Here is a 23,883-nt window from a genome sequence, read left to right as displayed (position 1 = left end):
CCCCCGACATGCCGGGAGGTCGGGAAATGTCACGGTTGTTACCAGTCGGTGACCAAAGCACGCGTGGCCGACCGCGCGAGCAGCCGGGCGCCGATGCCGACGGCCCTCTCGTCGACGCGCAGGTTGCCTTGGTGGAGGTCGTAGGTGGCGCCCCCCGGCGTGCGGGTGCCCAGGCGCATCATCGCGCCGGGCACCCGGTCCAGGTACCAGCCGAAGTCCTCACCCCCGAGGCTCTGATGCACCTCGACCTGGGCCCCTGGCCCCAGCACGTCGTGCACCGAGGCCGCGAGGATCTCGTTGGAGCGCACCTCGTTGACCACGGGCGGGACGCCCTGCTGGTAGTCGAGCGTGGCGGTGACGCCGTAGGGGCGGACGATGTCGATGACGGCCTCGCGGATGATCGTCTCGCACTCGCTCCAGGCGACGGCGTCGAGGATCCGCACGGTCCCCCCGACCAGGCCGCGGTCGGGGATCACGTTCGGCGCCGAGCCGGCCTGGACCACTCCCCACACCACGCTCACACCGGCGCGTGGGTCCATCCGGCGGCTCAGCACCGCGGGGAGCTCGGTGGTGACCTTGGCGAGCGCGAAGGTGAGGTCGCCGGTCAGGTGCGGTCGGGAGGTGTGACCGCCGGTCCCCCGCAGGTGCACCTCGATCCGGTCCGCGGCGCTCGTGAGCGGCCCCGAGCGCAGCCCCACCCGGCCCACGTCGACAGCCGGGTCGCAGTGCAGTGCGAAGACCCGCTCGACCCCCGCGATGGCCCCCTGGGCGATCAGGTCCAAGGCCCCGCCGGGCATGACCTCCTCGGCCGGCTGGAACAGCAGCCGCACGCGCCCCGGCAGGAGGCCCGTGTCGGCCACCGCACCGAGCGCCTGCGCGGCCCCGATCAGGGCGGTCGTGTGGACGTCGTGGCCGCAGGCGTGGGCCGCCCCGGGCACAGTGCTGGCCCACGGGTCGCCGGTCACGTCCTTGACCGGCAGCGCGTCCATGTCCGCGCGCAGGGCGACCACGCGCTCCCCGTGGCCGATCTCCGCCACGATCCCGGTGCGCGTCAGCCGGCTCACGCGCCACCCGGCCGCCTCGACCTTCGCGGCGACGATGTCGGTGGTGCGGGTCTCTTCCCAGGACAGCTCGGGGTGCGCGTGCAGATCGCGGCGCAGCTCGATCAGCTCGGCGTCGTACTTGTCGACGACGTCGGAGATCACAGCGGTGATGTCGGTCATGTCCCATCCAGGCTAGTTGACGCAGCTGGCTCGACGTCACGGGACCGGAGTCCTCGATCAGCCAGGCCGTCCACCGCCCGTCTCTGACTCGCGGTCGTAGGCCGCGAGCAGCCGGTCGGCCGCGACGGTGGCCGGCAGGTCACCGGCCAGCACGGCCGCGCGGACCTCGTCGCGGATCTCGCGGACCCCGGGCGAGTGGCGCAGGCGCTGGTCGAGCTCGTCGCGGACCAGCGCCCAGGTGAAGTCGAGCTGCTGGTGGGCGCGCCTGGCCGCCAGCCCGTCGGTGCCGAGGTGCTCGCGGTGGGCGAGGACGCGCTGCCACAGGTCGTCCACGCCGACGTCGGTGAGACCGGAGACGGTGACGACGGGTGGAGCCCACTCGTCCTTGCCGCGCACCAGCCGCAGGGCACCGGCCAGCTCGCGGGCGGCGGAGCGGGCCTCCTGCTCGCGATCGCCGTCGGCCTTGTTGACGGCGATGACGTCGGCGATCTCGAGGATGCCCTTCTTGATCCCCTGCAGCTGGTCGCCGGTGCGGGCCAGCGTGAGGAAGAGGAACGTGTCCACCATGCCCGCGACGGTGACCTCGGACTGGCCGACGCCGACGGTCTCGACCAGCACCACGTCGTACCCCGCCGCCTCGAGCACCGCCATGGCCTGGACCGTGGCCCGGGCGACGCCGCCGAGGGTGCCGGCCGAGGGCGAGGGCCGGATGAAGGCCTGCGGGTCGGCGGAGAGCCGCGCCATACGGGTCTTGTCCCCCAGCACGGAGCCGCCGGTGCGCACCGAGCTCGGGTCGACCGCCAGGACCCCGACCCGGTGCCCGGCCGCCGTCAGGCGGGTGCCGAGCGACTCGATGAACGTCGACTTGCCGACGCCGGGCACCCCCGAGACCCCGACCCGCGTCGTGGGCCGGGGTGGCCCGGACGCCAGCTCCGTCAGCAGCGCTCGGGCCTGGAGCCGGTGCTCGCGCTTGGCGGACTCCACCAGCGTGATCGCCTGCGACACCGACGCCCGCCGGCCGTCGCGGATGCCCGCGACGAGCCGGGCGACGCGCTCCTCGGCCGACTCGCGCGCCACTAGTGGCCCAGCTGGTCCCGCAGCTTCGCGAGCAGGTCGAGGGCCGACTCCGCGATCACGGTGCCGGGCAGGAACACCGCCGCCGCACCCATCTCCCGCAGCGTGACCACGTCGTCGGGCGGGATCACCCCACCGATCGTGACCATGATGTCGGGGCGTCCCTGCTCGGCCAGCGCGGCCTTCAGCGCCGGCAGCAGCGCGAGATGGCCGGCCGCCAGGGAGGAGACGCCCACGACGTGCACGTCGGCGTCGATCGCCTGCTGGGCGACCTCCTCCGGGGTGGAGAACAGCGGGCCCACGTCGACGTCGAAGCCCATGTCGGCGAAGGCGGAGACGATCACCTTCTGGCCGCGGTCGTGGCCGTCCTGGCCCATCTTGGCCACCAGGATGCGGGGGCGGCGGCCCTCCGCCTCCTCGAACTCCTCGGTCTCGTCCAGCACCTGCTGCACGAGGGTGCCGCCCGTGCCGCCGGACTCGTCCCTGAACACGCCGCTGATGGTACGGATCACCGCCTGGTGGCGCCCGTAGACCTTCTCCAGCGCGTCGGAGATCTCACCGACCGTCGCCTTGGCGCGTGCGGCGTCGACCGCGAGCGCAAGCAGGTTGCCGTCCAGCGAGCCTCCGGCCCCGCGCTCGGCACCGCGATCGGCACCCCGCTCGGCACTGTTGGTGAGCGCCTCGAGCGTGCGTCGTACCTCGTCGTCGTCGCGCTCGGCACGCAGCCGCTCCAGCTTGGCGACCTGCTGGCGGTAGACGTCGTCGTTGTCGACCCGGAGCACGTCCAGCTTGTCCTCCGCCGCGAGGCGGTAGGTGTTGACGCCGATCACCTTCTGGGTGCCCGAGTCGATGCGCGCCTGGGTGCGGGCGGCCGCCTCCTCGATGCGCATCTTGGGGATGCCCTGCTCGATGGCCTTGGCCATCCCGCCCGCGGCCTCCGCCTCGAGGATGTGCGCCCACGCGCGCTCGGCGAGGTCGTGGGTGAGCCGCTCGACGTAGTAGCTGCCGGCCCACGGGTCGATGGTGCCGGTGGTGCCGCTCTCCTGCTGCAGCAGCAGCTGGGTGTTGCGGGCGATCCGGGCCGAGAAGTCGGTCGGCAGCGCGATCGCCTCGTCGAGGGCGTTGGTGTGCAGCGACTGGGTGTGGCCCTGGGTGGCGGCCATCGCCTCGATGGCGGTGCGCCCGACGTTGTTGAACACGTCCTGAGCCGTGAGCGACCAGCCGCTGGTCTGGCTGTGCGTGCGCAGGCTGAGGGACTTGGGGTTCTGGGGGTCGAAGTCACGCACCAGCCGGGCCCACAGCGCGCGGGCCGCGCGCATCTTGGCGACCTCCATGTAGAAGTTCATGCCGATCGCCCAGAAGAAGGAGAGCCGCGGCGCGAACTGGTCGATGGTCATGCCGGTGTCGAGGCCGGCGCGGATGTACTCCACGCCGTCGGCGAGCGTGTACGCCAGCTCCAGGTCGGCCGTCGCCCCGGCCTCCTGGATGTGGTACCCCGAGATCGAGATCGAGTTGAAGCGCGGCATCTTCGCGGCGGTGTAGCTGAAGATGTCGGAGATGATCCGCATCGACGGCGCCGGCGGGTAGATGTAGGTGTTGCGGACCATGAACTCCTTGAGGATGTCGTTCTGGATGGTCCCCGCGAGCTGCTCCGGCTTCACCCCCTGCTCCTCGGCCGCCGCGATGTAGAGCGCCAGCACGGGCAGGACCGCGCCGTTCATCGTCATCGACACCGACATCTCGTCGAGCGGGATGCCGTCGAAGAGGGTGCGGGTGTCGTAGATCGAGTCGATGGCCACGCCGGCCATGCCGACGTCGCCGCGCACCCGCGGGTGGTCGGAGTCGTAGCCCCGGTGGGTCGCCAGGTCGAAGGCGACGCTCAGCCCCTTCTGCCCGGCCGCGAGGTTGCGCCGGTAGAACGCGTTGGACTCCTCGGCGGTGGAGAAGCCGGCGTACTGGCGGATCGTCCACGGCTGCGTGGTGTACATGGTCGGGTAGGGCCCGCGCAGGAACGGGCTGAGGCCCGGGAAGGTGTCCAGCGCGTCGAGCCCCGCGAGGTGCTCGGGCCCGTAGATCGGCAGGATGTCGATGCCCTCGGGGCTCGCCCAGGCGCTCGCGGTGGTCGAGGAGGGCGCGCCGGCGCCGGTCTCGACACCACCCCCGGAGGTCAGCGGCAGCCCTGCGAAGCTCTTCGGAACACTCATGCCAGCTTCTCCCTCGTCCGGGTCAGGAAGTCCAGGGCGTCGACGCCCATCGCGCAGCTGTCGTCGGCGTACTCGCTCGGCTTCCCGGCGATGATCACATGCGAGGCGCCGGCCTCGCGCAGCGCTCGGGCCGCGGCCGCGCCCCAGTCGCCGTACGTCGGGTCGCTGCCGGCGAGGCACACGACGCGCTGCCCGCCGTACGCGGCCAGCAGGTCGTCCACGCCGTCCGTGGCGCCCGCGACCTCGGTCGCGATGCCGCCGGCCGCGAGGAGGTTGGCGGCGAAGGTCGCGCGGGCGGTGTGGGAGGCCACCGCGCCGAGGGTGGCGAGGAAGACCGGCGTCGCCGCCGGCTCGTCGCGCATCGCCTCGAAGGCGTGGCCGTAGCTGCGCACCCCGTCGAAGAACCCGTCCGGCTCGCGCTCGGGCAGGGTCTCGGCGAGGTTCGGGAACTCGGTGAGGCCGGTGATCGGGCGCTGGCGCCTCGCGACCTCGGAGTCGCGGCGCGCCGCCGTCTGCGCGACCCGCTGCTCGAGCGCGTCGAATCCGTCCTCCTCGATGCGTCCCAGCTCCGCCCAGCCGGCCAGCGCGAGGTCGTCGGTGAGCTTCTCGACCGCGTAGGCACCGCCGGCGGGGTCCGCGACGCGCGCGACGTGGGACTCCCACATGAGCAGGGCCGAGGTGTTGCGGGCGATCCGCCGGCCGAGGGTGTCCGGACGGCCCAGGGGCGCGTCGAACGGCAGCACGGTGACGGCGTCGGCTCCTCCGACCCCCGCGGCGAAGGCCGCGACCGTCGTACGCAGCATGTTCACGTAGGGGTCGTAGCGACTCATCATCGGCTTGCTGGTGACCACGTGCTGGCGCTGCGGCGCGGAGGCGTCACCGCCGCTCAGCTCCAGCACCCGGGCCCAGAGCCGGCGCGCCGCGCGCAGCTTGGCGATGGTGGGGAACTGCTCGTCGGTGGCCGCGTAGCGGAACTCGAACAGCCCCGCCGCCTCGTCGACCCCGAGGCCGGCCTCGGTGAGGCGGCGCAGGTAGGACGCGGCCAGCGCCATCGAGTAGCCGAGCTCCTGCGCGTCGGAGGCCCCGCGGTCGTGCACGGCCGTCGCGTCGACGACCACGCCCAGAACGCCGCGCTCGAGGGCCAGCCGGGCGACCTCCTCGAGGTCGTCGCCGCAGCCGCCGAGGTTCGTGCCGGGGGCGGGCGTGGTGTCGCCGAGGACGCCGAGAAGGGCCCGGGCGAGCGCGGCCTGCTCCCCCGCCGGGGCATCCAGGACCACGGGGGCCAGGTCGAGCAGCACCCCCCGCAGTGCGGCGGCGAGGTCGGTGTCGCCCCCGGTCTGGAGCCACAGCGAGGTCACGCCTCCGTCCAGGTCGACGAGCGCCGTCTCGCTCAGCCACGTCGCATCGCCGCCGGCGAGGTGCGCCCGCACGTCCCAGTCGCCGGCGCGCGCCGGGCGACCCTCGGTGTGCAGGTCGTCGAGGAGGCTCGGCGTACCGAGCGGGGTGAGGGTGAGGTCGTCGAGCGTGCGGCGCGAGAGCTTCTCCCAGACCAGCGAGTCGGGGTCGTCGTCGCTGAGCCGCCGTGACTTGCGGAGCACCGCCGCCGCGGCCGCCTCCCAGTCGGCGACCGTGTGTCGGTCGTCGTCGGCGGCCAGCGCGAGCGTGCCCTGCTCCGGCTCGAGCTCCTCCGGCTCGTCCAGGCCCCCGGCCACGGCGCCGGGCGCACTCCCCTCAACAGTCATGATGCGAACCATAGGAGCGCTCGGGAGCCGGTGCCACCGAGTGTGACCTTTCCCCTCCCCTCGGGCGGCCGGTCGGCGAGGCGGATGCCTAGCCTGTGCGCATGAAGGTGAAGGACCCCACGGGCCAGACCTGGCGGGTGACCCGGCGCTGGGTGCCGTGGCGCCGCCGGCTCAAGGGCGCCCTGTCCGACCTGCCCTCGGGACCGGGGCTGGGCGACGACCCGGTCAGCATGGTCATCGGGCTGGTCTTCCTGGTCGTCATGATCCCGTTCCTCATCCTGGTCCTGGTGGCGGCGCTGGAGCTGCTGCTGCTCCTGCTGGTCGTCCCCTTCGCCCTCCTGGGCCGCGCCCTCTTCGGACAGCACTGGACCGTCGAGGCCCGCCATGGCTTCCACATCTGGTACGAGGAGCCGGCCGGCGACTGGCAGTCCAGCGGGATCCGCATCCACGCCCTCGCCGACGACCTGCGCCGCGGCGAGATCCCCGTCTCCAACGTCGTGAACGACGCCTGACCGTGCTCAGGCGGCGGGGACGACGACCTCGCCGGTCGCCTTGGCGACGACCGCCCGCTGCGACGAGCTGAGGTTGCGCGTGAAGCTCAGCCGGCGCTCGGCGCCGGGCTCCCCGGCGTAAACGGACTGGGTCCGCTGGGCAGCGCCACTCGCCTCGTCCAGCAGCACCGAGGCTGGCTCCACGCCGTCGAGGGTCGCGGTCTCGGTCTGCTCGACGATCGGCTGGTCCTGACCGGCGACGGACAGCCCGGTCGCGGTGACCGAGAGGTCGGCCACGATCCAGGTCGTGCCGGTCGCCGCCCAGCCGAGCCCGGTGACGTACGGGAGCTCCACGAAGGCGGCGGTGCACGTCGCCTCGCCGGCCACGCCCTGCGGCTGCAGCGCGACGGGGCACTCGGGCTCGACGGGCTCACCCGTGAGCTCGTACATCGCAGCCGCGGCGCCCGCCTCGAGCCCCGAGCCGTCCCCCTGGACGGTCTGCTCGACCCCGTCGAAGTCCACGGCGAGCCTGACGTCGCCGGCGGTGACGTCGTCGCCGGCCGGGACGAAGAAGGCGGTGCCCGCGGCCCCTCCCTCCGCGGTGTCGTAGGCCGGTCCGAGGTCGTGCCACGTGCCGTCGACCTGGACGCGGACGGCCGCCTCGACGTCGTCGGCGAGGAGGAAGCCCGAGACCAGGGGCGGCACTCCCGCACCCGGCTCCCAGGTCCAGTCCACGCCCACGAAGCGACCGGAGGTCCCGGCGTCCGGCGCGTCGTCCTCGGTGACCTCCTCGGCGTCGGTGACCTCGAAGGTGAGCCGCCCATGCGGCAGCTGGACCTCGCTCTGCTCACCGTCGATGCTCGCACCGCTCGCGGCGGGGACGACCTCGGTCGCCGCCTCCTCGTCACCGCACGACACCAGCGTCAGCCCGGCGACGCACGCGAGGAGCGCCGCTGCGGCGCGGCGGGCGTCAGTCATGGTGGTGATAGACGCGGATGTTGAGCTTGCGCACCTCATCGGCGAGCCGCAGCGCGACGGCGTTGGCGACCTCGGTGGCGTTGGCGGCCACGCCGTCGCTGCCCCGGCGGTCGACGGTGCCGGACGCGATGTCCCAGGTCCAGTTGGAGAGCCCGACGACGGTGAGGGTCATGGTGCCGTCCGAGGACGTCTCACTCACCGTGAGCTCCTCGTAGCGGCGCTGGAACTCCAGGTCCTTCGCGCTCGGAGGCTCGGGCGGCCCGGGCTGCATCGTCTCCTCCTCCACGCGGTCCAGGCGCTGGGCGCGGTGCATGAAGATGAGCCGGCACAGGCGGCCGAGCTGCACGGCGGTCTCGCGGTCGCCGGCCCTCTCCGCGAAGCCCGGGGCGATGGTGATCGTGACGTCGTACTTGCCGCGCAGCCGCCCGAACAGCTGCTCGTTGGGCGTCATGACCTCGAGCTCGATGCGGGCCGCGGCCTCGGGGTAGGTCGTCATGTCAGCCTCTTCCGTCGATGCCGCCGGGGCCGTTGAACAGCGACACCGGGCTGAGGAGCTGGTAGCCGTTGCCGCCCTCGGTCAGGGCGGCGTTCACGCCGTTGAGCGCGGCCTGGATCTTGGTCTCGGTCTCGAGCAGCTTCTCCTGCAGCGTCTCGAGCGCAGAGGCGATCTTCTCGACGGCCTCCTCGGGGGTGTCGACGCTCCAGTCGGTGGCGATACCCGAGCCGGCGACGGCGAAGACGCCCGCCACGGCCGCGACGCTGGCGCCGCCCGTCGGCACCGCGAGTGCTACGCCGACCACCGAGGCCGTGACCGTGATCCAGAACGACGCCTGGCCGCTGCCGGTCTCGCACATCTTGTCGGCCGCGCTGATCGCCTTGTCGGCGATCGAGTTGAGGTCGTTGTTCGCCGCCTCCCACATGGCCTTCTCTGCCTCCGCGGCGCCGTAGAGCACGGCCGCCGCGTTGTAGAGGTTCTTGGTCACGCCGGGGAAGGGAGTCTGCACGTGGTCGCGGAAGGACTCCATCGCCTCGCCCTCCCACTCGGTGAGCTCACCCGCGACACTGTCGATCTCGAGCAGGTTCATGTTCACCGAGACCGGCTGGTTGCTGATCGGGTCCGAGTCGACCTCACCGGACGAGAGGTTCGCCATCGCCAGCCTCAGGCTGTCCATGGCCGGGTCGAACTCGCTCGGCTCGGGCATGTCGTCCCAGGGCTCGAAGAGACCGGGGATGGAGTTGATGGCCTCGTCGTGCGACGGGTGGCTGCACCCGTCGCGCAGCGCCTGCTGGATCTCGGCGGCCTTGCTCATGATACTCAAGCGGGGAACTCCCCTCCGTGGTTGCGGAACGCCGTCGCGGTCGCCTCGTCCACGTCCGCGAGGTCCCGCGCGGTCTTCATGATGTTGATGCCGGCGGTGTCGAGCTGCTGACCCAGCGTCTCCAGACGCCCGGCCAGCGAGCTGCGCGCCGCCGAGAACGAGTCGTAGCAGCCCGACGCGCCCAGCCCCAGGGAGGCGGAGCGGCTCATCGCGGAGTAGATCGTGGCGCCCTGCACGTTGCCGGCGGCGCCGTTGACCTCACCCGCCACCAGGGGCAGGGTGCTCTTGCCCTTCAGGTACAGCTCGGCCAGCTCTGCGCCGACCTGCGGCCCGTGTGGTTGGTTCATTCCCCTGCCCTTCGACTCGCGGTACGTGAGGCCGGGTTCCTACCCGGTGAACGCACGACCAAACTCCGAGGGCGGGCGAATCGGCTCAGGTGCGGCCGTCGATGTCCTTGTTGCGCAGCCCGATCTTGTTGCCCAGCCAGACCAGCGGGTCGTACTTGCGGTCGACCACGCGCTCCTTCATCGGGATGATCGCGTTGTCCGTGATCTTGATGCCCTCCGGGCAGACCTCGGTGCAGCACTTGGTGATGTTGCACATCCCCAGACCCGCTGCGCCCTGGGCGAGCTCGCGCCGGTCGTGGGTGTCGAGTGGGTGCATGTCCAGCTCGGCGTAGCGCAGGAAGAAGCGGGGCCCCGCGAAGGCCGGCTTGTTCTCCTCGTGGTCACGCACGACGTGACAGACGTTCTGGCACAGGAAACACTCGATGCACTTGCGGAACTCCTGGCCGCGCTCGACGTCCACCTGCGCCATGCGCCGCTTGCCGTCCGCATCGCGCGGCGGGGGCGCGAACGACGGCAGCTCGCGTGCCTTCTCGTAGTTGAAGGAGACGTCGGTGACCAGGTCGCGGATCACCGGGAAGGCCCGCAGCGGCGTGACCGTGACGGTCTCACCCTCCTCGAAGTCCGAGAGCCGGGTCATGCACAGCAGCCGGGGCCGCCCGTTGATCTCGGCGCTGCAGGAGCCGCACTTGCCGGCCTTGCAGTTCCAGCGGATCGCGAGGTCGCCGGCCTGGCTTGCCTGCACGCGGTGGAGCGCGTCGAGGACGACCTCGCCCTCGGACACCTCCACCGTGTAGTCGCCCAGCGCGCCGCCGGACTGGTCACCGCGCCAGATGCGCATCTTCAGGTCGTACCCCATGGCTACTTCCCCTCCTTGCTCTCGGCGGGTGGCTCGGCCGTCGCGGGCTCGAAGTACTTCTGGAGCTCGTCGGGCATCACCGGGAGTGGCTTCTCATACAGATCGACGCCGGTGCCCTCGGCGTTCAGGTTGACGACGAGGTTCTTGGTGGCCCACTCCTCGTCGGGGCCGGGGAAGTCGTCGCGGGTATGACCGCCGCGCGACTCCTCTCGCGCCAGCGCCGCCTTCGCGATGCACTCGCTGACGATCAGCATGTTGCGCAGGTCCAGCGCGAGGTGCCAGCCGGGGTTGTACTGCCGGTGCCCCTCCACCTTCATCGACGCCGCGCGCACCTTGAACGCCTCGATCTCGCTCAGCGACCGCTCGAGCTCCGGCGCCGTGCGGATGATGCCGACGAGGTCGTTCATGGACTGCTGCAGGTCGGACTGGATCGTGTAGGGGTTCTCCCCGCCCTCCACCTCGAACGGCGCCAGCGCGCTCTGCTCGGCGGCCTTGACGTCCCTCTCGTCGACCACGACGTCGCGGCCGGAGGCACGCAGGGCGTTCACGTACGCCGTCGCGGCCTCGCCGGCGCGCTTGCCGAAGACCAGCAGGTCCCCCAGCGAGTTGCCGCCCAGCCGGTTGGAGCCGTGCATGCCGCCCGAGCACTCGCCGACGGCGTACAGCCCGGTGACCGAGCTCTCCTGGGTGTCGGCGTCGACCTCCACCCCGCCCATCACGTAGTGGCAGGTGGGGCCGATCTCCATCGGCTCGGCGGTGATGTCGACGTCGGCGAGCTCCTTGAACTGGTGGTACATCGAGGGCAGCCGCTTGCGGATGAACTCCCGCGAGCGGCGCGAGGCGATGTCGAGGTAGATGCCGCCGTGCGGGGTGCCGCGGCCGGCCTTGATCTCGGAGTTGATCGCCCGGGCGACCTCGTCGCGCGGCAGCAGCTCGGGTGGCCGCCGGTTGTTCGCCTTGTCCTCGTACCAGCGGTCGGCCTCCTCCACGGTGTCGGCCGTCTCGCTCTTGAAGTACTCCGGGATGTAGTCGAACATGAACCGCTCGCCCTCGGAGTTCTTCAGGATCCCGCCGTCGCCACGCACCGACTCCGTGACGAGCAGCCCCTTCACCGAGGGGGGCCAGACCATCCCCGTCGGGTGGAACTGCACGAACTCCATGTTGATCAGCGAGGCTCCCGACCGCATCGCGAGCGCGTGGCCGTCGCCGGTGTACTCCCACGAGTTGGACGTGACCTTGAAGGACTTGCCGATGCCGCCGGTGGCGAGGATGACGCTGGGGGTCTCGAAGAGGACGAAGCGGCCGGTCTCGCGCCAGTAGGCGAAGGCCCCGGCCACCGCGCCACCGGCCCCCTCGTCGAGCAGGATCTCGGTGACCGTGCACTCCATGAACACGTCGATCCCGAGCGACACCGCGCGCTGCTGCAGGGTGCGGATCATCTCCAGGCCGGTGCGGTCGCCGACGTGGGCGAGCCGGGCGTACTTGTGGCCGCCGAAGTCGCGCTGGGAGATCAGGCCGTCGTCGGTGCGGTCGAAGAGCGCGCCCCAGTCCTCGAGCTCCATGACCCGCTCGGGCGCCTCCTGCGCGTGCAGCTGGGCCATCCGCCAGTTGTTGAGCATCTTGCCGCCACGCATGGTGTCGCGGAAGTGCACCTCCCAGTTGTCCTCGGGCCACCTGTTGGCCATGGCGGCGGCGATGCCGCCCTCGGCCATGACCGTGTGGGCCTTGCCGAGCAGGGACTTGCAGACCAGCGCGGTGCGGGCTCCGGCCTCGTGGGCGGCGATGGCGGCGCGGAGGCCGGCGCCGCCGGCACCGACCACGACGACGTCGTAGGTGTGGCGCTCCATGCCGCCGGCGGCCTCGCCGGACATCTCGTTGCCCGTCATCGGGTGCCGGTCGTTCACGGGGGTGCTCATCAGAAGAACGTCACATCCTCGATGGTGCCGTTGGCGATCAGGAAGATGTAGAGGTCGACCAGCGCCACCGAGAACAGCGAGTACCAGGCATAGCGCCCGTGGTCCTGGTTGAGGCGGGAGACCCAGGTCCAGAGCTTGTAGCGGACCGGATGCTGGGAGAAGTGCCGCAGCCGGCCCCCGACCGTGTGGCGACAGGAGTGGCACGAGAGCGTGTAGAGCCAGATCAGCACCACGTTGATCAGCATGAGCAGGGTGCCGAGGCCCATGTGGCCCCACTCGTGATCCTCGTTGCGGAAGGCCAGCACCACGTCGAAGCTCAGCACCAGGCCGACCAGCACGGCGGCGTACCAGAAGTAGCGGTGGGCGTTCTGGAGCAGGAGCGGGAGGCGCGTCTCACCGGTGTACTTGGCCTTCGGCTCCGCCACTGCGCACGCCGGCGGGGACAGCCAGAAGGCCCGGTAGTAGGCCTTGCGGTAGTAGTAGCAGGTCATCCGGAAGCCAAGCGGGAAGATCAGGATGAGCAGCGCCGCCGAGAGAGGCCACGCGCGAAACGGCTGGCCGAAGTCGGAGGCGCCACTCACGCAGTCGCCGAGGCACGGCGAGTAGAACGGCGAGAGGTACGGCGAGGCGTAGTAGTCGCGACCCATGAAGGCCCGGACGGTGGCGTAGACCACGAACGCGCTGAAGACCACGAACGTGGTGAGCGGCGAGAGCCACCACCGGTCCGGGCGCAGGGTCCTCTCGTCGATCTCGGCCCTGCTCGGCCCGTGCACGCCAGTCGTCATGCCCACCTCCGTGGAGTCCGGGCCTGAGTCTGCACAGAATCCGGCGGATGTGAAAGAGCCCACACCGACGAGATTCGGCTCCCTCCCGCTCCCCCGGAGCGGGTCAGCGCCAGCCGAGCCCCGGCGCCAGGTCGCTCAGGACGGTCTCCAGGACGTGGGCGTTGTAGTCGACGCCCAACTGGTTGGGGATGGTCAGCAGCAGGGTGTCGGCCGCCGCGACCGCCTCGTCGCGGGCCAGCTCCTCGACGAGGCGCTCCGGGGAGCCGGCGTAGGTCTTGCCGAAGCGCGCCTTGCCGCCGTCCAGGTAGCCGACCTGGTCCCCGCCGCCGCCCTCGCGACCGAAGTAGGCGCGGTCCAGGTCGCTGACGACCGGGAAGATGCTGCGGCTGACCGAGACCCGCGGCTCCCGGGGATGCCCGGCCTCGGCCCAGGCGGCACGGAACCGCTCGATCTGCTCGGCCTGCAGCTGGTGGAACGGCACGCCGGTGTCCTCGCTCAGCAGGGTCGAGCTCATCAGGTTCATGCCCTGGCGCGCCGCCCACTCCGCGGTGTCCCGGGTCCCCGCACCGCACCAGATGCGCTCACGCAGCCCCGGCGAGTGCGGCTCGATGCGCAGCAGTCCCGGCGGGTTGGGGAACATCGGGCGCGGGTTCGGCTCGGCGAACCCCTCCCCGCGCAGCACCTCCAGCAGGACCCTCGTGTGCTCGCGCGCCATCGCGGCGTGGTCCTTGCCCTCGCCGGGCTCGTGCCCGAAGTAGCGGTAGCCGTCGATGACCTGCTCCGGTGAGCCGCGGCTGATGCCCAGCTGCAGGCGGCCACCGGAGATCAGGTCCGCGGCGCCCGCGTCCTCGGCCATGTAGAGCGGGTTCTCGTAGCGCATGTCGATGACGCCGGTGCCGATCTCGATCCGGCTCGTCCGCGCGCCGACCGCGGCCAGCAGCGGGAACGGCGAGGACAGCTGCTGCGCGAAGTGGTGCACCCGGAAGTAGGCGCCGTCCGCGCCGAGCTCCTCGGCGGCCACGGCCAGGTCGATCGACTGCAGCAGCACGTCCGAGGCCGAGCGGGCCTGCGAGTGCGGCGTGGACGACCAGTGGCCGAAGGACAGGAAGCCGATCTTCTTCATGCCTGCCCCAACGCTGGTTGAACCTTCACCCTTCCCGTGCGCCGGACTTCGTCCGGGCCGAGGGGCGTTCGCGCGCCTATGATCCGCCTGTGCGTGAGATCGCGCCCGGCGTCCAGCTCCTGAGGGGACGCCCGCCCCACCTGGTCAACTGCTACCTCGTCGGCGACGTCCTCGTCGACGCGGGCACGCCGGGCGCGCGCAGACGCCTGCTGCGCGAGCTCTCCGGCCATCTGGTCACCGCGCACGCCGTCACCCACGCCCACCCCGACCACTTCGGGTCCAGCCGAGCGGTGTGCGAGGCCATGGGCCTGCCGCTGTGGTGCGGCGCCGCGGACGCCGAGGCCATCGAGACCGCCACCCCGGTGATCGGGCCCGGCCTGCTCCCCCAGGTGCTGGCCAAGCTGCCCCAGGTGCCGTCGTACGCCGTCTCCCGCGGGCTCGTGGAGGGCGACGAGGTGGCCGGCTTCGAGGTCCTCGAGGTGCCGGGCCACTCCCCCGGCCACATCGCGCTGTGGCGGGAGTCCGACCGGGTCCTCATCGCCGGCGACGTCTTCTTCCACCTCGGGCGCGTGAGCGCCCCGTGGTCCTTCCTCACCGCCGACGTGGCCGTCAACCGCGCCTCGATGCGCCGGCTGGCCGCGCTGCGGCCCTCTCTGGCGCTGTTCGGACACGGCCCGCCCCTGCGCGACCCGGACGTGCTGGAGCGCGTGGCGGCCCGGTGAGCGCCACACTCGGCTGAGATCGAGGGCGGGTAAGGGTAGCCTTACGGGGGCTAAGTCACACCACCCACGGTCATTACCCGTGCGTAGCAGCCGTAAAGTGCGTTCTTGTGCCAACCACGACTCCGCCCGCCCTCGTGAAGGGCGCGCGCGCATCCCGCTCGACGATCGCACTGAAGATGCTCATGGCCGTCAGCGGCTTGGTGTTCATCGGCTTCGTGCTGATGCACATGTACGGCAACCTCAAGGCCTTCGGAGGGCACGACTCGTTCAACGAGTACGCCCACCACATCCGGGAGATCGGCGTGCCGCTGCTCCCCTACGAGGGCGCGCTCTGGATCATCCGCGTGGTGCTGATCGTCGCACTGGTCGTCCACGTGGCGAGCGCCGCGGCGCTGTGGCGACGTGCCAACCACGCCCGCCCCGTCAAGTACGTCGTCAAGAAGAGCAAGGGCTCGACGCTCTCCTCGCGCACGATGCGCTGGGGCGGCCTGACCCTGCTCTTCTTCATCATCTGGCACCTGCTGAACTTCACGATCGGCAAGATCAACGTCCAGGGCGGACCGACCAACGATCCCTACAACCTCATGGTCGACAGCTTCGACGTGTGGTGGCTGACGGCGATCTACCTGGTCGCCATGGTCGCCCTCGGCATGCACCTGCACCACGGCGTCTTCAGCGCCGCCCAGACCCTGGGTCTGACCAACAACGACAAGGCGCGGCGCAACGCCAAGACGCTCGGCGCGATCCTCGCGATCGTGATCGCCGGGGGCTTCTCCCTGGTCCCGATCTTCATCCTCGCCGGCGTCATCACCAAGTAAGGAAGGTGCAGCGACGTGACTGACATGCCCGACACCACCAACACCTTCGACTCCTCCCACACCGGGCAGCTGGACGACGACTACGACGACGCCGCCGGCTACTACGTGCCCGGGGACCCGATCGCCGACACCAAGGCACCGGGTGGCCCGCTCGAGGAGCGCTGGGACACCCGACAGTTCGAGGCCCGCATCGCCAATCCGGCCAACCGTCGCCGGCTCTCGGTGATCGTGGTCGGCACCGGCCTGGCCGGCGCCTCCGCGGCGGCCACGCTCGGCGAGGCCGGCTACGTCGTGAAGTCCTTCTGCTACCAGGACTCCCCGCGCCGGGCGCACTCGATCGCCGCCCAGGGCGGCATCAACGCGGCCAAGAACTACAAGGGCGACGGCGACTCGGTCTTCCGCCTCTTCTACGACACCATCAAGGGCGGCGACTACCGCGCTCGCGAGTCGAACGTCTACCGCCTGGCGCAGGTGAGCCGGAACATCATCGACCAGTGCGTCGCCCAGGGCGTCCCCTTCGCCCGCGAGTACGGCGGGCTGCTGGACAACCGCTCCTTCGGCGGCGTGCAGGTCTCCCGCACGTTCTACGCCCGCGGCCAGACCGGCCAGCAGCTGCTGATCGGCGCCTACCAGGCGCTCGAGCGCCAGGTCGCCGCCGGCACCGTCAAGTGCTACACCCGCCACGAGATGGTGGAGCTCATCGTCGTCGACGGCCGGGCGCGCGGGATCATCGTGCGCGACCTCGTGACCGGCGAGATCGAGACCTACTTCGCCGACGTGGTGGTGCTCGCCAACGGCGGCTACGGCAACGTCTTCTTCCTCTCCACCAACGCCATGGGCTCCAACGTCACCGCGAGCTGGCGCGCACACCGCAAGGGCGCCTACATGGCCAACCCCTGCTACACGCAGATCCACCCGACCTGCATCCCGGTCTCGGGCGCGCACCAGTCCAAGCTGACGCTGATGAGCGAGTCGCTGCGCAACGACGGCCGGATCTGGGTGCCGAAGAACAAGGCCGACTGCGACAAGGACCCGCGCGACATCCCCGAGGAGGACCGCGACTACTACCTCGAGCGGATCTACCCGGCGTTCGGCAACCTGGTCCCCCGCGACATCGCCAGCCGCCAGGCCAAGAACATGTGCGACGAGGGCCGCGGCGTCGGGCCCGAGGTCGAGGGCGTCCGCCGTGGCGTCTACCTCGACTTCGAGGAGGCCATCGGTCGGCTCGGTCGCGACGCGATCGAGGCCAAGTACGGCAACCTCTTCGACATGTACGCCCGGATCACCGGCGAGGACCCGTACACGGTGCCGATGCGCATCTACCCGGCCGTCCACTACGTCATGGGCGGCCTGTGGGTCGACTACGACCTGCAGTCGACGATCCCCGGCCTGTTCGTCACCGGCGAGGCCAACTTCTCCGACCACGGCGCCAACCGCCTCGGCGCCTCGGCGCTGATGCAGGGCCTGGCCGACGGCTACTTCGTGCTGCCCAACACCATCCGCGACTACCTCGCGGAAGGGCCGTTCGAGAAGGTGGCCGAGGACGACCCGGCCGTCGTCGAGGCCCAGGAGTCGGTGCGCGCGCGCATGCACCAGCTCCTGAACACCAACGGCACCCGCAGCGTCGACTCCTACCACCGCGAGCTCGGCAACATCATGTGGGAGTACTGCGGCATGGAGCGCAGCGCCGACGGCCTCAAGAAGGCCATCGACCTGATCCGCACGCTCAAGGAGGACTTCTGGCGCAACGTGAAGGTGCTGGGTTCGGCGGAGACGCTGAACCAGTCGCTGGAGCGCGCCAACCGCGTCGCGGACTTCTTCGAGCTGGGCGAGCTGATGTGCATCGACGCGCTCAACCGGCGCGAGTCCTGCGGCGGGCACTTCCGGGCCGAGTCGCAGACCGAGGACGGCGAGGCGCTGCGCCACGACGACACCTACGCCTACGTCGCGGCGTGGGAGTGGGCCGGGCCCGACGAGAAGCCGGTCCTGCACAAGGAGAACCTGACCTACGAGTTCGTCGAGATGAAGCAGCGGAGCTACAAGTGAAATTCACTCTGAACATCTGGCGCCAGCCTGACGCGGTCACCGCCGGCCGGATCCACACCTATGAGCTCGACGAGGTCTCGGAGGACATGTCCTTCCTGGAGATGCTCGACGTCCTCAACGAGGACCTCAACGCCAAGGGCGAGGAGCCGGTCGCGTTCGACTCGGACTGTCGCGAGGGCATCTGCGGCAGCTGCGGGCTGATGATCAACGGCGAGGCCCACGGGCCCGAGGTCACCACCACCTGCCAGCTCCACATGCGCTCCTTCAAGGACGGCGACTCGATCACCATCGAGCCGTGGCGCGCCGAGGCGTTCCCGGTCATCAAGGACCTGATCGTCGACCGCAGCGCCTTCGATCGGATCATCCAGCAGGGCGGCTACATCTCGGTCAACACCGGAGCGGCGCCCGACGCCCACGCCACCCCGGTGCCGAAGGACAAGGCCGACCGGGCCTTCGACGTCGCCACCTGCATCAGCTGCGGCGCCTGCGTCGCGGCCTGCCCCAACGGCTCGGCCTCGCTGTTCGTCGGCGCGAAGATCACCCACCTCGGCGAGCTGCCCCAGGGCCAGGCCGAGCGCGACACCCGCGTCGTCAACATGGTCGCCCAGCACGACGCCGAGGGCTTCGGCGGCTGCACCAACATCGGCGAGTGCACCGCCTCGTGCCCCAAGGAGATCCCCCTCGACGTGATCTCCCGCCTCAACTGGGACCTCCACGCGGCCCTCCGCCACGGCAAGTGAGCAGCGGCGCGCGACGCAGGAGCGCGGCGCGTGGCGCGCGAAGGTTGAGCAAGCGACGCGGCTGAGGGACGAAGCCGCGCGAGCGCGCCGAAACCCCGTAAGCGAAGGAAGGGCGGTGACCACAGGTCACCGCCCTTCTTCGTCTCACCGGGTCTCGAGGCTCAGGCGCCAGGGCGCCTTCGCACCTCGACCACCGAGCGGGTCACCTGCGGGTGGCGCGCAGGGCCTTCCAGCCGAGGGAGCCCAGGATGGCGGCGATGGCGATGTTGACGACGATCAGGACCGAGTGCGCGACCCAGTAGCCGGTGGCGCGGTCCTCGCCGGAGTCGTAGGCCGACCACAGGTTGCGGGCGAACTGGCCGAAGGTGACGACGTTCCACGCCGCGACGGCCAGCAGCAGGACGGCGTGCTTGCGCTCGAACCTCATGGATGCTCCTTCTTCCTCATGACAGCGGTCAGGGCCAGCATGGCGCCGGCCCCGGCGACGAACGGGCCCTTCCAAGAGCCTGCACCCGGCGGGCGCTCCCCCGCGACGGACGTCGCAGGGAGATCGGTCAGGGACGGCACCTGCGGCCCCTGCACGGCCACCGGCTCCTCGACGCGGGCGGCCCGGGCCGCCGGTGAGGTGTGCGCCCAGGCGGCGGCGTACAGGACGACCCGCGAGAAGTAGTTGATCCAGACGACCAGGATCAGCGCGATCCCGAACGCCTGGAAGGCCGGCTGCCCCTGGGTCGTCTTGAGCAGCGTGCTCGACAACAGCTTGAGGATCTCGAAGCCGACCGCACCGAGCAGAGCGCCCGACGCCAGCGAGCGCTTCGGCGTGTGCGGGTCCGCAAGCAGCCGGAACAGGGCGAGGAACAGCACGGTGCTGGCGAGCAGTCCGACGACCACGCCGAGGACCCACAGGAGCGGCTTCAGCGCCACGCCGAGGCCCAGCCACTCGAGCACCTGCTCGGACCCGCCCGCCACCACCCCGGAGATCGCCACGCTCAGCAGCAGGGTGACGCCGACGGCCACCAGCGTCACCACGTCACGGAGCTTGCCGACCACGAAGCTGGGCTGCTCGAAGCTCGGCATCTCGAAGGTCACCAGCAGGGCGTCGCGCAGGCTGGAGAGCCAGCCCAGGCCGGCGTACGCGACGCCGAGGAGCCCGAAGCCCACGGCCGCGCCGGCGGCGCCCTCGATGTCGGCCAGGGCGATCTGGCCCTCGCCGTTGCCGATCATCCCGGGGAAGACCGACTGGATCGCCTCGACGGTGGTGTCACGCGCGTCGGGGTAGACCTTCGAGATCCAGCCGACCACCGCGAAGGACAGCGCCAGGATCGGGAAGAAGGACAGGAAGCCGAAGTAGGTGACGGCCCCCGCCTGCTGCCCGGCCTTCACCCCGCCGTAGTGCTCCTGCATGCGCACCAGGTGGTCGATGATCGGACGTCGCTCGCGCACGCGCGTCATGCGCGCGGAGAGTCGTTCCTTGAAGGAGGCCATGCACCATCACCTGCCGGGATCGGGAGCGGTCAGTCTGCCGGGCACAGCTGGAACTGCCGGGTAGGACGCCACCCGTGCTCCGTGTCGTGCACGTACAGGTGGAACTCGTGCACGTCGAACTCGCACTCGAAGCCCGACAGCTCGGCGAAGGCCTGGTCCAGGCGGTCGTCGTCGAGATGGTGCGCGACGGTGACGTGGGGGTGGAACGGGAACTCCAGGTCGGTGGCCAGGGGCCCCTGGCGTACGGCGTCGGCGAGCAGCTCGCACTCGGAGATGCCGCGGACCAGGGTCACGAAGACCACCGGCGAGACCGGGCGGAAGGTGCCGGTGCCGCGCAGGTGCACGGTGAACGCCGGCACCTTCTCGGCGGCGCGGGCGAGGTGCTCCTCGACGATCGCGAGACCGTCGTCGTCGAGCTCGGTGGGCGGCACGAGCGTGATGTGCGTGGGGATCATCGTGGCCGTGGCGTCGCCGACGGAGGTCCGGTAGTCCTGCAGCTCGGTAGCCCAGGGCTCCGGGATCGCTACGGCCACTCCGATTGTCGGCATCTGGTCGACTCTACTGGTGCGGGCGGGCGGCTAGCGGGCGGCCGTCACGAAGCCGACGCGCTGGTAGACGTCGCGCAGCGTCGCCTCCGCCACCTCGCCTGCCTGCTCCGCACCCTGCTTGAGTACGGCGGTCAGGTGCGCCTGGTCGTCGAGCAGGCTCAGCGTGCGCTCGCGGAACGGCCGCACGAACTCCACCGCCGCCTCCGCCAGGTCGCTCTTGAGGTCGCCGTAGCCCTTGCCGGCGTACCGCTCCTCGAGCTCGCCGACGCCCTCGCCGGTCAGCGACGAGAAGATCGTGAGCAGGTTGCTGACGCCGGGCTTCTCCTCGGGGTCGAAGCGGACCGTCGATTCCGAGTCGGTCACCGCGGAGCGGATCTTCTTGGCGCTCACCTGCGGCTCGTCGAGCATGTCGATGATGCCGGCCGGCGACGACGCGGACTTCGACATCTTGGCGGTGGGGTTCTGCAGGTCGCCGATCTTGGCGGTGGCCTTGAGGATGTAGGGCTCAGGCAGGCGGAACGTCTTCTTGTAGCGGTGGTTGAAACGCTGGGCCAGGTCCCGGGTCAGCTCGAGGTGCTGGCGCTGGTCTTCACCGACCGGCACGTAGTGCGGGCGGTAGAGAAGGATGTCGGCCGCCTGCAGGATCGGGTAGGTGAACAGGCCGACGCTGGCCGCGCCCTCGCCGCCCTTGGCCGCCTTGTCCTTGAACTGCGTCATCCGGCGCGCCTCGCCCACGCTGGTCAGGCAGTTGAGCACCCAGGCGAGCTGGGCATGGGCGGGGACCTGGCTCTGCACGAAGATCGCCGAGCGCTCGGGGTCGATGCCCATCGCCATCAGCTGGGCGGCCGCGCGCAGCGTGCGCTCGCGCAGCACCTTGGGGTCCTGCTCGACGGTGATCGCGTGCTGGTCGGCGATGAAGAAGAACGGCTGGTGGTCACGCTGGAGGTCCACCCACTGCCGCAGCGCCCCGAGGTAGTTGCCGAAGTGGAAGGAGTCGGCGGTCGGCTGGATGCCGGACAGCACCCGCGGACGCGCCCCGCCCGAGGCTGCGGCGGGCACGTCGACCTGGGGCTGGATCGTGGTCATGACCGGCATTCTTCCCGATCGTCTCCGGGCCGCCCGGGCCAGGGCCGGTTATCGGTTTGCCGCAGGCAGCGCGGGTTGGCAGGGTGCTCGCATGCCTGTGCCCGTGACGCTCACCGACGGCGTCGTGACGCTCCGCCCGCACCGCCACGACGACGCCCCGGGAGTGCTCGAGCAGTGCCAGGACCCCCTGTCGGTCCGGTGGACGTCGGTGCCGGTCCCCTACTCGCTGGCCGAGGCGGAGGCCTACGTGGACGAGACCGTGGCGCTGGGCTGGCTCGCTGACACCGAGTGGTCCTTCGCCATCGAGGCGGAGGGCCGCTTCGGCGGCACGGTGTCGCTCCGCAACGAGGGCGCCGGCCGCGCCGAGATCGCGTACGGCGCTCACCCGTGGATCCGCGGCACGGGCCACGTGCACCGGGCGCTGCGGCTGCTGCTCGACTGGGGCTTCGACACCCAGGGCCTCACCGCGGTCATCTGGTGGTCCCACCGCGGCAACTGGGCCTCGCGCCGGACCGCCTGGCGGCTCGGCTTCCAGGTGGACGGCACGGTACGGCGCTGGCTCACCCAGCGCGACGAGATCCACGACGCCTGGGTAGGCACGCTGCTGCGCGAGGACCCGCGCGAGCCCCGGTCCACGTGGCTGGAGTGCCCGGTGCTCACCGGCGACGGCGTCCGCCTGCGACCGCTCGTCCCCGACGACGCTCCCCGCATCCAGGAGGCCTGCGCGGAGGAGCGCACCCAGCACTGGCTCGGACAGCTGCCCAGCCCCTACACGCTCGAGGACGCCCACGCCTACGTGGAGTCGCGCACCTCCCAGCTCGCCGAGGCCACCGGCGTCACCTGGGCGGTCACCGCACCCGACGACGACCGGCTGCTCGGCACCATCGGGTGGTTCAACTGGACGCCCGGCGCCGAGTGCGAGATCGGCTACTGGACCCACCCGGACGCGCGCGGTCGCGGGCTGATGACGCGGGCCATGGGTCTCCTCACCCGGCATGTCCTCCAGGACCCTGGCGTGGCCCGCGTGACGGCGTACGCCGCCGTGGACAACACGGCGTCACGGCGCGTCATCGAGGCCAACGGCTACCGGCAGTTCGGCGTCGAGCGCCTGGGGGCCCTCGTCCGCGACGGCCGCGCCGACATGGCCCTCTACGACGTGCTGGCCTCGGCAGTCGCGCCGCGTCGGTGAGCCACGGCCGACCACAGCAGCACCGCGATGCCCAGCAGCGAGAGGCCGAAGCCGGCCAGCGCCGGTGAGCGGTAGCCGTAGCCGGCGGCGATCGTGACGCCGCCGATCCAGGCGCCCAGCGCGTTGGCGGCGTTGAGCGAGGCGTGGTTCATCGACGCGCCGAGCGTGGCGGCGTCGCCGGAGACGTCCATCAGCCGCAGCTGCAGGTTGACGACGAGGATCGAGCCGAGGGCGGTGACCGAGAACACGACCGGCAGCAGCCACCAGCCGTAGGGCGCCACGAGCCAGAAGACGAGCATCACGACCGCCGAGCCCACGCCCGACCAGATCAGCGACCCGAACACCGACCAGGCGGCGAGCTCGCCGGCCAGCCAGGTGCCGGCGACCATCCCGAGGCCGAAGGCCAGCACGAAGACCGGCACCGTGCCCTCGCCGAGGTCGCCGACGTCGGTGACGATCGGCGCGATGTAGGAGTACGTGGCGAACAGCCCGCCGAAGCCGACGGCGCCGGCCAGCAGCGTGAGCCAGGCCTGGCCGTTGCGCATGAACGACGACAGCTCGCGGCGCCCGGTCGCCTCGGCGTCACCGGGGCACGACGGCACGAACGCCAGGATCATGGCGACGGTGACGGCCGCGATGACCGCCACGGCGGCGTACGCCGCCCGCCAGCCGGCCTGCTGCCCCAGCCAGGTCGCGGCCGGCACCCCCAGCACGTTGGCGAACGACAGCCCGAGCATCACGGCCGCGACCCAGCGCCCGGTGCGGCCCGGAGGAGCCAGGCTGGCGGCGACGAGCGAGGCGACGCCGAAGTAGGCGCCGTGCGGCATCCCGTCGAGGAAGCGGGCCACGAGCACCAGGTGGTAGCTCGATGCCACCGCGGTCAGCACGTTGAACAGCCCGTAGGCCGCCATGAGCCCGATCAGCAGGGCTCGCCGTGGCAGCCGGGCGCCGAAGAGCGCCAGGACCGGCACCCCCGCGACCACGCCCAGGGCGTAGGCCGAGATGAGATGCCCCCCGGTCGGGATCGAGACGTCCACGCCCTCGGCGATCTGGGGCAGCAGCCCCATCGTGACGAACTCCGTCGTCCCGATGGCGAAGCCGCCCATCGCCAGCGCGAGCAGCGCCAGACCGGCGTGCGTGGCCCGGGGCGGTGCGGCGGGCGTCGCGCCGAGGGTGCTGGTCATCGTCACT

Annotated in this window: 23 protein-coding genes; 6 read left to right on the top strand and 17 right to left on the bottom strand. The window is 71.2% G+C overall.

All coding sequences use genetic code 11. The features are described from left to right. Positions 1-38: 38 nt before the first annotated feature. From LQ940_RS05395 to LQ940_RS05380, 4 genes are read right to left on the bottom strand one after another with little or no spacing between them, the layout of a single operon-like run. The gene (locus LQ940_RS05395) at positions 39-1,223 is read right to left on the bottom strand and encodes an amidohydrolase (RefSeq protein ID WP_231242075.1); all 1,185 of its coding nucleotides are present in this window, start codon (positions 1,221-1,223) and stop codon (positions 39-41) included. A 57-nt stretch (positions 1,224-1,280) separates the two neighbouring features. Continuing rightward, positions 1,281-2,300, bottom strand: coding sequence for a methylmalonyl Co-A mutase-associated GTPase MeaB (meaB, locus tag LQ940_RS05390; protein WP_231242076.1), 1,020 nt, complete (start codon positions 2,298-2,300; stop codon positions 1,281-1,283). Then, the gene (gene scpA / locus LQ940_RS05385) at positions 2,300-4,501 is read right to left on the bottom strand and encodes a methylmalonyl-CoA mutase (RefSeq protein ID WP_231242077.1); all 2,202 of its coding nucleotides are present in this window, start codon (positions 4,499-4,501) and stop codon (positions 2,300-2,302) included. Before scpA ends, meaB begins: the two co-directional genes overlap by 1 nt. Further along, a complete protein-coding gene (locus LQ940_RS05380; protein WP_231242078.1) occupies positions 4,498-6,243 on the bottom strand; it encodes a methylmalonyl-CoA mutase family protein in 1,746 nt (581 codons plus the stop codon). The genes scpA and LQ940_RS05380 overlap by 4 nt, the downstream gene beginning before the upstream one ends. Before the next feature lie 101 nt (positions 6,244-6,344). On the opposite strand from LQ940_RS05380, the gene LQ940_RS05375 reads away from it, so the two are divergent. Next, on the top strand, positions 6,345-6,755 hold the full coding sequence (locus LQ940_RS05375; RefSeq protein ID WP_231242079.1) for a hypothetical protein: 411 nt from the start codon (positions 6,345-6,347) through the stop codon (positions 6,753-6,755). A 6-nt stretch (positions 6,756-6,761) separates the two neighbouring features. Here the strand turns inward: LQ940_RS05375 and LQ940_RS05370 are convergent, their stop codons facing one another. From LQ940_RS05370 to LQ940_RS05335, 8 genes are all read right to left on the bottom strand, one after another. Next, the gene (locus LQ940_RS05370) at positions 6,762-7,712 is read right to left on the bottom strand and encodes a hypothetical protein (RefSeq protein ID WP_231242080.1); all 951 of its coding nucleotides are present in this window, start codon (positions 7,710-7,712) and stop codon (positions 6,762-6,764) included. Then, entirely contained in the window at positions 7,705-8,208 is a 504-nt protein-coding gene (locus LQ940_RS05365) for a hypothetical protein (RefSeq protein ID WP_231242081.1), read from the bottom strand. Before LQ940_RS05365 ends, LQ940_RS05370 begins: the two co-directional genes overlap by 8 nt. Position 8,209: 1 nt before the next feature. After that, positions 8,210-9,022: a hypothetical protein gene (locus LQ940_RS05360; RefSeq protein WP_231242082.1), complete on the bottom strand. Its 813-nt coding sequence runs from the start codon at positions 9,020-9,022 to the stop codon at positions 8,210-8,212. Between the two features lie 5 nt (positions 9,023-9,027). Continuing rightward, positions 9,028-9,378 (bottom strand): hypothetical protein, encoded by a 351-nt coding sequence (locus LQ940_RS05355; protein WP_231242083.1) that lies wholly within the window; start codon positions 9,376-9,378, stop codon positions 9,028-9,030. 85 nt (positions 9,379-9,463) lie between these two features. Next, positions 9,464-10,234 (bottom strand): succinate dehydrogenase/fumarate reductase iron-sulfur subunit, encoded by a 771-nt coding sequence (locus tag LQ940_RS05350; RefSeq protein WP_231242084.1) that lies wholly within the window; start codon positions 10,232-10,234, stop codon positions 9,464-9,466. Positions 10,235-10,236: 2 nt separating this feature from the next. Beyond that, positions 10,237-12,150, bottom strand: coding sequence for a fumarate reductase/succinate dehydrogenase flavoprotein subunit (locus tag LQ940_RS05345; protein WP_231242085.1), 1,914 nt, complete (start codon positions 12,148-12,150; stop codon positions 10,237-10,239). Continuing rightward, a complete protein-coding gene (locus LQ940_RS05340) occupies positions 12,150-12,935 on the bottom strand; it encodes a hypothetical protein (protein ID WP_231242086.1) in 786 nt (261 codons plus the stop codon). Before LQ940_RS05340 ends, LQ940_RS05345 begins: the two co-directional genes overlap by 1 nt. Positions 12,936-13,038: 103 nt before the next feature. Then, a complete protein-coding gene (locus LQ940_RS05335) occupies positions 13,039-14,058 on the bottom strand; it encodes an LLM class flavin-dependent oxidoreductase (protein ID WP_231242087.1) in 1,020 nt (339 codons plus the stop codon). 89 nt (positions 14,059-14,147) lie between these two features. On the opposite strand from LQ940_RS05335, the gene LQ940_RS05330 reads away from it, so the two are divergent. The 4 genes from LQ940_RS05330 (at position 14,148) to LQ940_RS05315 (ending at position 18,384) form a co-directional block, all read left to right on the top strand. After that, positions 14,148-14,780 (top strand): MBL fold metallo-hydrolase, encoded by a 633-nt coding sequence (locus tag LQ940_RS05330; protein WP_231242088.1) that lies wholly within the window; start codon positions 14,148-14,150, stop codon positions 14,778-14,780. A gap of 107 nt (positions 14,781-14,887) precedes the next feature. Beyond that, a complete protein-coding gene (locus tag LQ940_RS05325) occupies positions 14,888-15,598 on the top strand; it encodes a succinate dehydrogenase cytochrome b subunit (RefSeq protein WP_231242089.1) in 711 nt (236 codons plus the stop codon). 24 nt (positions 15,599-15,622) lie between these two features. Further along, positions 15,623-17,644, top strand: coding sequence for a fumarate reductase/succinate dehydrogenase flavoprotein subunit (locus LQ940_RS05320; protein ID WP_231242163.1), 2,022 nt, complete (start codon positions 15,623-15,625; stop codon positions 17,642-17,644). Further along, positions 17,641-18,384 carry a succinate dehydrogenase/fumarate reductase iron-sulfur subunit gene (locus tag LQ940_RS05315; protein ID WP_231242090.1) on the top strand — a complete coding sequence of 248 codons (744 nt, stop codon included), beginning with the start codon at positions 17,641-17,643 and terminating at the stop codon, positions 18,382-18,384. Before LQ940_RS05320 ends, LQ940_RS05315 begins: the two co-directional genes overlap by 4 nt. A 202-nt stretch (positions 18,385-18,586) precedes the next feature. Here LQ940_RS05315 and LQ940_RS05310 read toward each other — a convergent pair whose 3' ends face one another. Genes LQ940_RS05310 through trpS form a run of 4 tightly spaced genes read right to left on the bottom strand, consistent with a single transcriptional unit; the run spans position 18,587 to position 21,503 of the window. After that, positions 18,587-18,811, bottom strand: a complete 225-nt coding sequence (locus LQ940_RS05310; protein WP_231242091.1) for an SCO4848 family membrane protein — start codon at positions 18,809-18,811, stop codon at positions 18,587-18,589. After that, a complete protein-coding gene (locus LQ940_RS05305) occupies positions 18,808-19,869 on the bottom strand; it encodes a YihY/virulence factor BrkB family protein (protein ID WP_231242092.1) in 1,062 nt (353 codons plus the stop codon). Before LQ940_RS05305 ends, LQ940_RS05310 begins: the two co-directional genes overlap by 4 nt. Before the next feature lie 29 nt (positions 19,870-19,898). Further along, positions 19,899-20,417 (bottom strand): 2'-5' RNA ligase family protein, encoded by a 519-nt coding sequence (locus LQ940_RS05300; RefSeq protein WP_231242093.1) that lies wholly within the window; start codon positions 20,415-20,417, stop codon positions 19,899-19,901. 30 nt (positions 20,418-20,447) lie between these two features. After that, the gene (gene trpS / locus LQ940_RS05295) at positions 20,448-21,503 is read right to left on the bottom strand and encodes a tryptophan--tRNA ligase (protein WP_231242094.1); all 1,056 of its coding nucleotides are present in this window, start codon (positions 21,501-21,503) and stop codon (positions 20,448-20,450) included. Positions 21,504-21,594: 91 nt separating this feature from the next. Here trpS and LQ940_RS05290 point away from each other — a divergent pair, with 91 nt between their 5' ends. Further along, positions 21,595-22,692 (top strand): GNAT family N-acetyltransferase, encoded by a 1,098-nt coding sequence (locus LQ940_RS05290; protein ID WP_231242095.1) that lies wholly within the window; start codon positions 21,595-21,597, stop codon positions 22,690-22,692. On the opposite strand, the gene LQ940_RS05285 is transcribed toward LQ940_RS05290, so the two are convergent. Then, a complete protein-coding gene (locus LQ940_RS05285) occupies positions 22,653-23,876 on the bottom strand; it encodes an MFS transporter (RefSeq protein ID WP_231242096.1) in 1,224 nt (407 codons plus the stop codon). The two genes, LQ940_RS05290 and LQ940_RS05285, sit on opposite strands and share 40 nt — an antisense overlap. Positions 23,877-23,883: the final 7 nt, after the last annotated feature.

It is taken from the genome of Nocardioides sp. cx-173 (assembly GCF_021117365.1).
Taxonomy (GTDB): Bacteria; Actinomycetota; Actinomycetes; order Propionibacteriales; family Nocardioidaceae; genus Nocardioides.
Note: the sequence above shows the minus strand (reverse complement) of the source record. Positions and strands in the feature narration are given on the sequence as shown.

Bases quoted from the DNA above. Each gene is read 5' to 3' on its own strand.
- LQ940_RS05395 (WP_231242075.1), bottom strand. From the start codon at position 1,223: ATGACCGACATCACCGCTGTGATCTCCGACGTCGTCGACAAGTACGAC.
- scpA (WP_231242077.1), bottom strand. From the start codon at position 4,501: ATGAGTGTTCCGAAGAGCTTCGCAGGGCTGCCGCTGACCTCCGGGGGT.
- LQ940_RS05380 (WP_231242078.1), bottom strand. From the start codon at position 6,243: ATGACTGTTGAGGGGAGTGCGCCCGGCGCCGTGGCCGGGGGCCTGGAC.
- LQ940_RS05375 (WP_231242079.1), top strand. From the start codon at position 6,345: ATGAAGGTGAAGGACCCCACGGGCCAGACCTGGCGGGTGACCCGGCGC.
- LQ940_RS05370 (WP_231242080.1), bottom strand. From the start codon at position 7,712: ATGACTGACGCCCGCCGCGCCGCAGCGGCGCTCCTCGCGTGCGTCGCC.
- LQ940_RS05365 (WP_231242081.1), bottom strand. From the start codon at position 8,208: ATGACGACCTACCCCGAGGCCGCGGCCCGCATCGAGCTCGAGGTCATG.
- LQ940_RS05360 (WP_231242082.1), bottom strand. From the start codon at position 9,022: ATGAGCAAGGCCGCCGAGATCCAGCAGGCGCTGCGCGACGGGTGCAGC.
- LQ940_RS05355 (WP_231242083.1), bottom strand. From the start codon at position 9,378: ATGAACCAACCACACGGGCCGCAGGTCGGCGCAGAGCTGGCCGAGCTG.
- LQ940_RS05350 (WP_231242084.1), bottom strand. From the start codon at position 10,234: ATGGGGTACGACCTGAAGATGCGCATCTGGCGCGGTGACCAGTCCGGC.
- LQ940_RS05345 (WP_231242085.1), bottom strand. From the start codon at position 12,150: ATGAGCACCCCCGTGAACGACCGGCACCCGATGACGGGCAACGAGATG.
- LQ940_RS05340 (WP_231242086.1), bottom strand. From the start codon at position 12,935: ATGACGACTGGCGTGCACGGGCCGAGCAGGGCCGAGATCGACGAGAGG.
- LQ940_RS05335 (WP_231242087.1), bottom strand. From the start codon at position 14,058: ATGAAGAAGATCGGCTTCCTGTCCTTCGGCCACTGGTCGTCCACGCCG.
- LQ940_RS05320 (WP_231242163.1), top strand. From the start codon at position 15,623: ATGCCCGACACCACCAACACCTTCGACTCCTCCCACACCGGGCAGCTG.
- LQ940_RS05310 (WP_231242091.1), bottom strand. From the start codon at position 18,811: ATGAGGTTCGAGCGCAAGCACGCCGTCCTGCTGCTGGCCGTCGCGGCG.
- LQ940_RS05305 (WP_231242092.1), bottom strand. From the start codon at position 19,869: ATGGCCTCCTTCAAGGAACGACTCTCCGCGCGCATGACGCGCGTGCGC.
- LQ940_RS05300 (WP_231242093.1), bottom strand. From the start codon at position 20,417: ATGCCGACAATCGGAGTGGCCGTAGCGATCCCGGAGCCCTGGGCTACC.
- trpS (WP_231242094.1), bottom strand. From the start codon at position 21,503: ATGACCACGATCCAGCCCCAGGTCGACGTGCCCGCCGCAGCCTCGGGC.
- LQ940_RS05290 (WP_231242095.1), top strand. From the start codon at position 21,595: ATGCCTGTGCCCGTGACGCTCACCGACGGCGTCGTGACGCTCCGCCCG.
- LQ940_RS05285 (WP_231242096.1), bottom strand. From the start codon at position 23,876: ATGACCAGCACCCTCGGCGCGACGCCCGCCGCACCGCCCCGGGCCACG.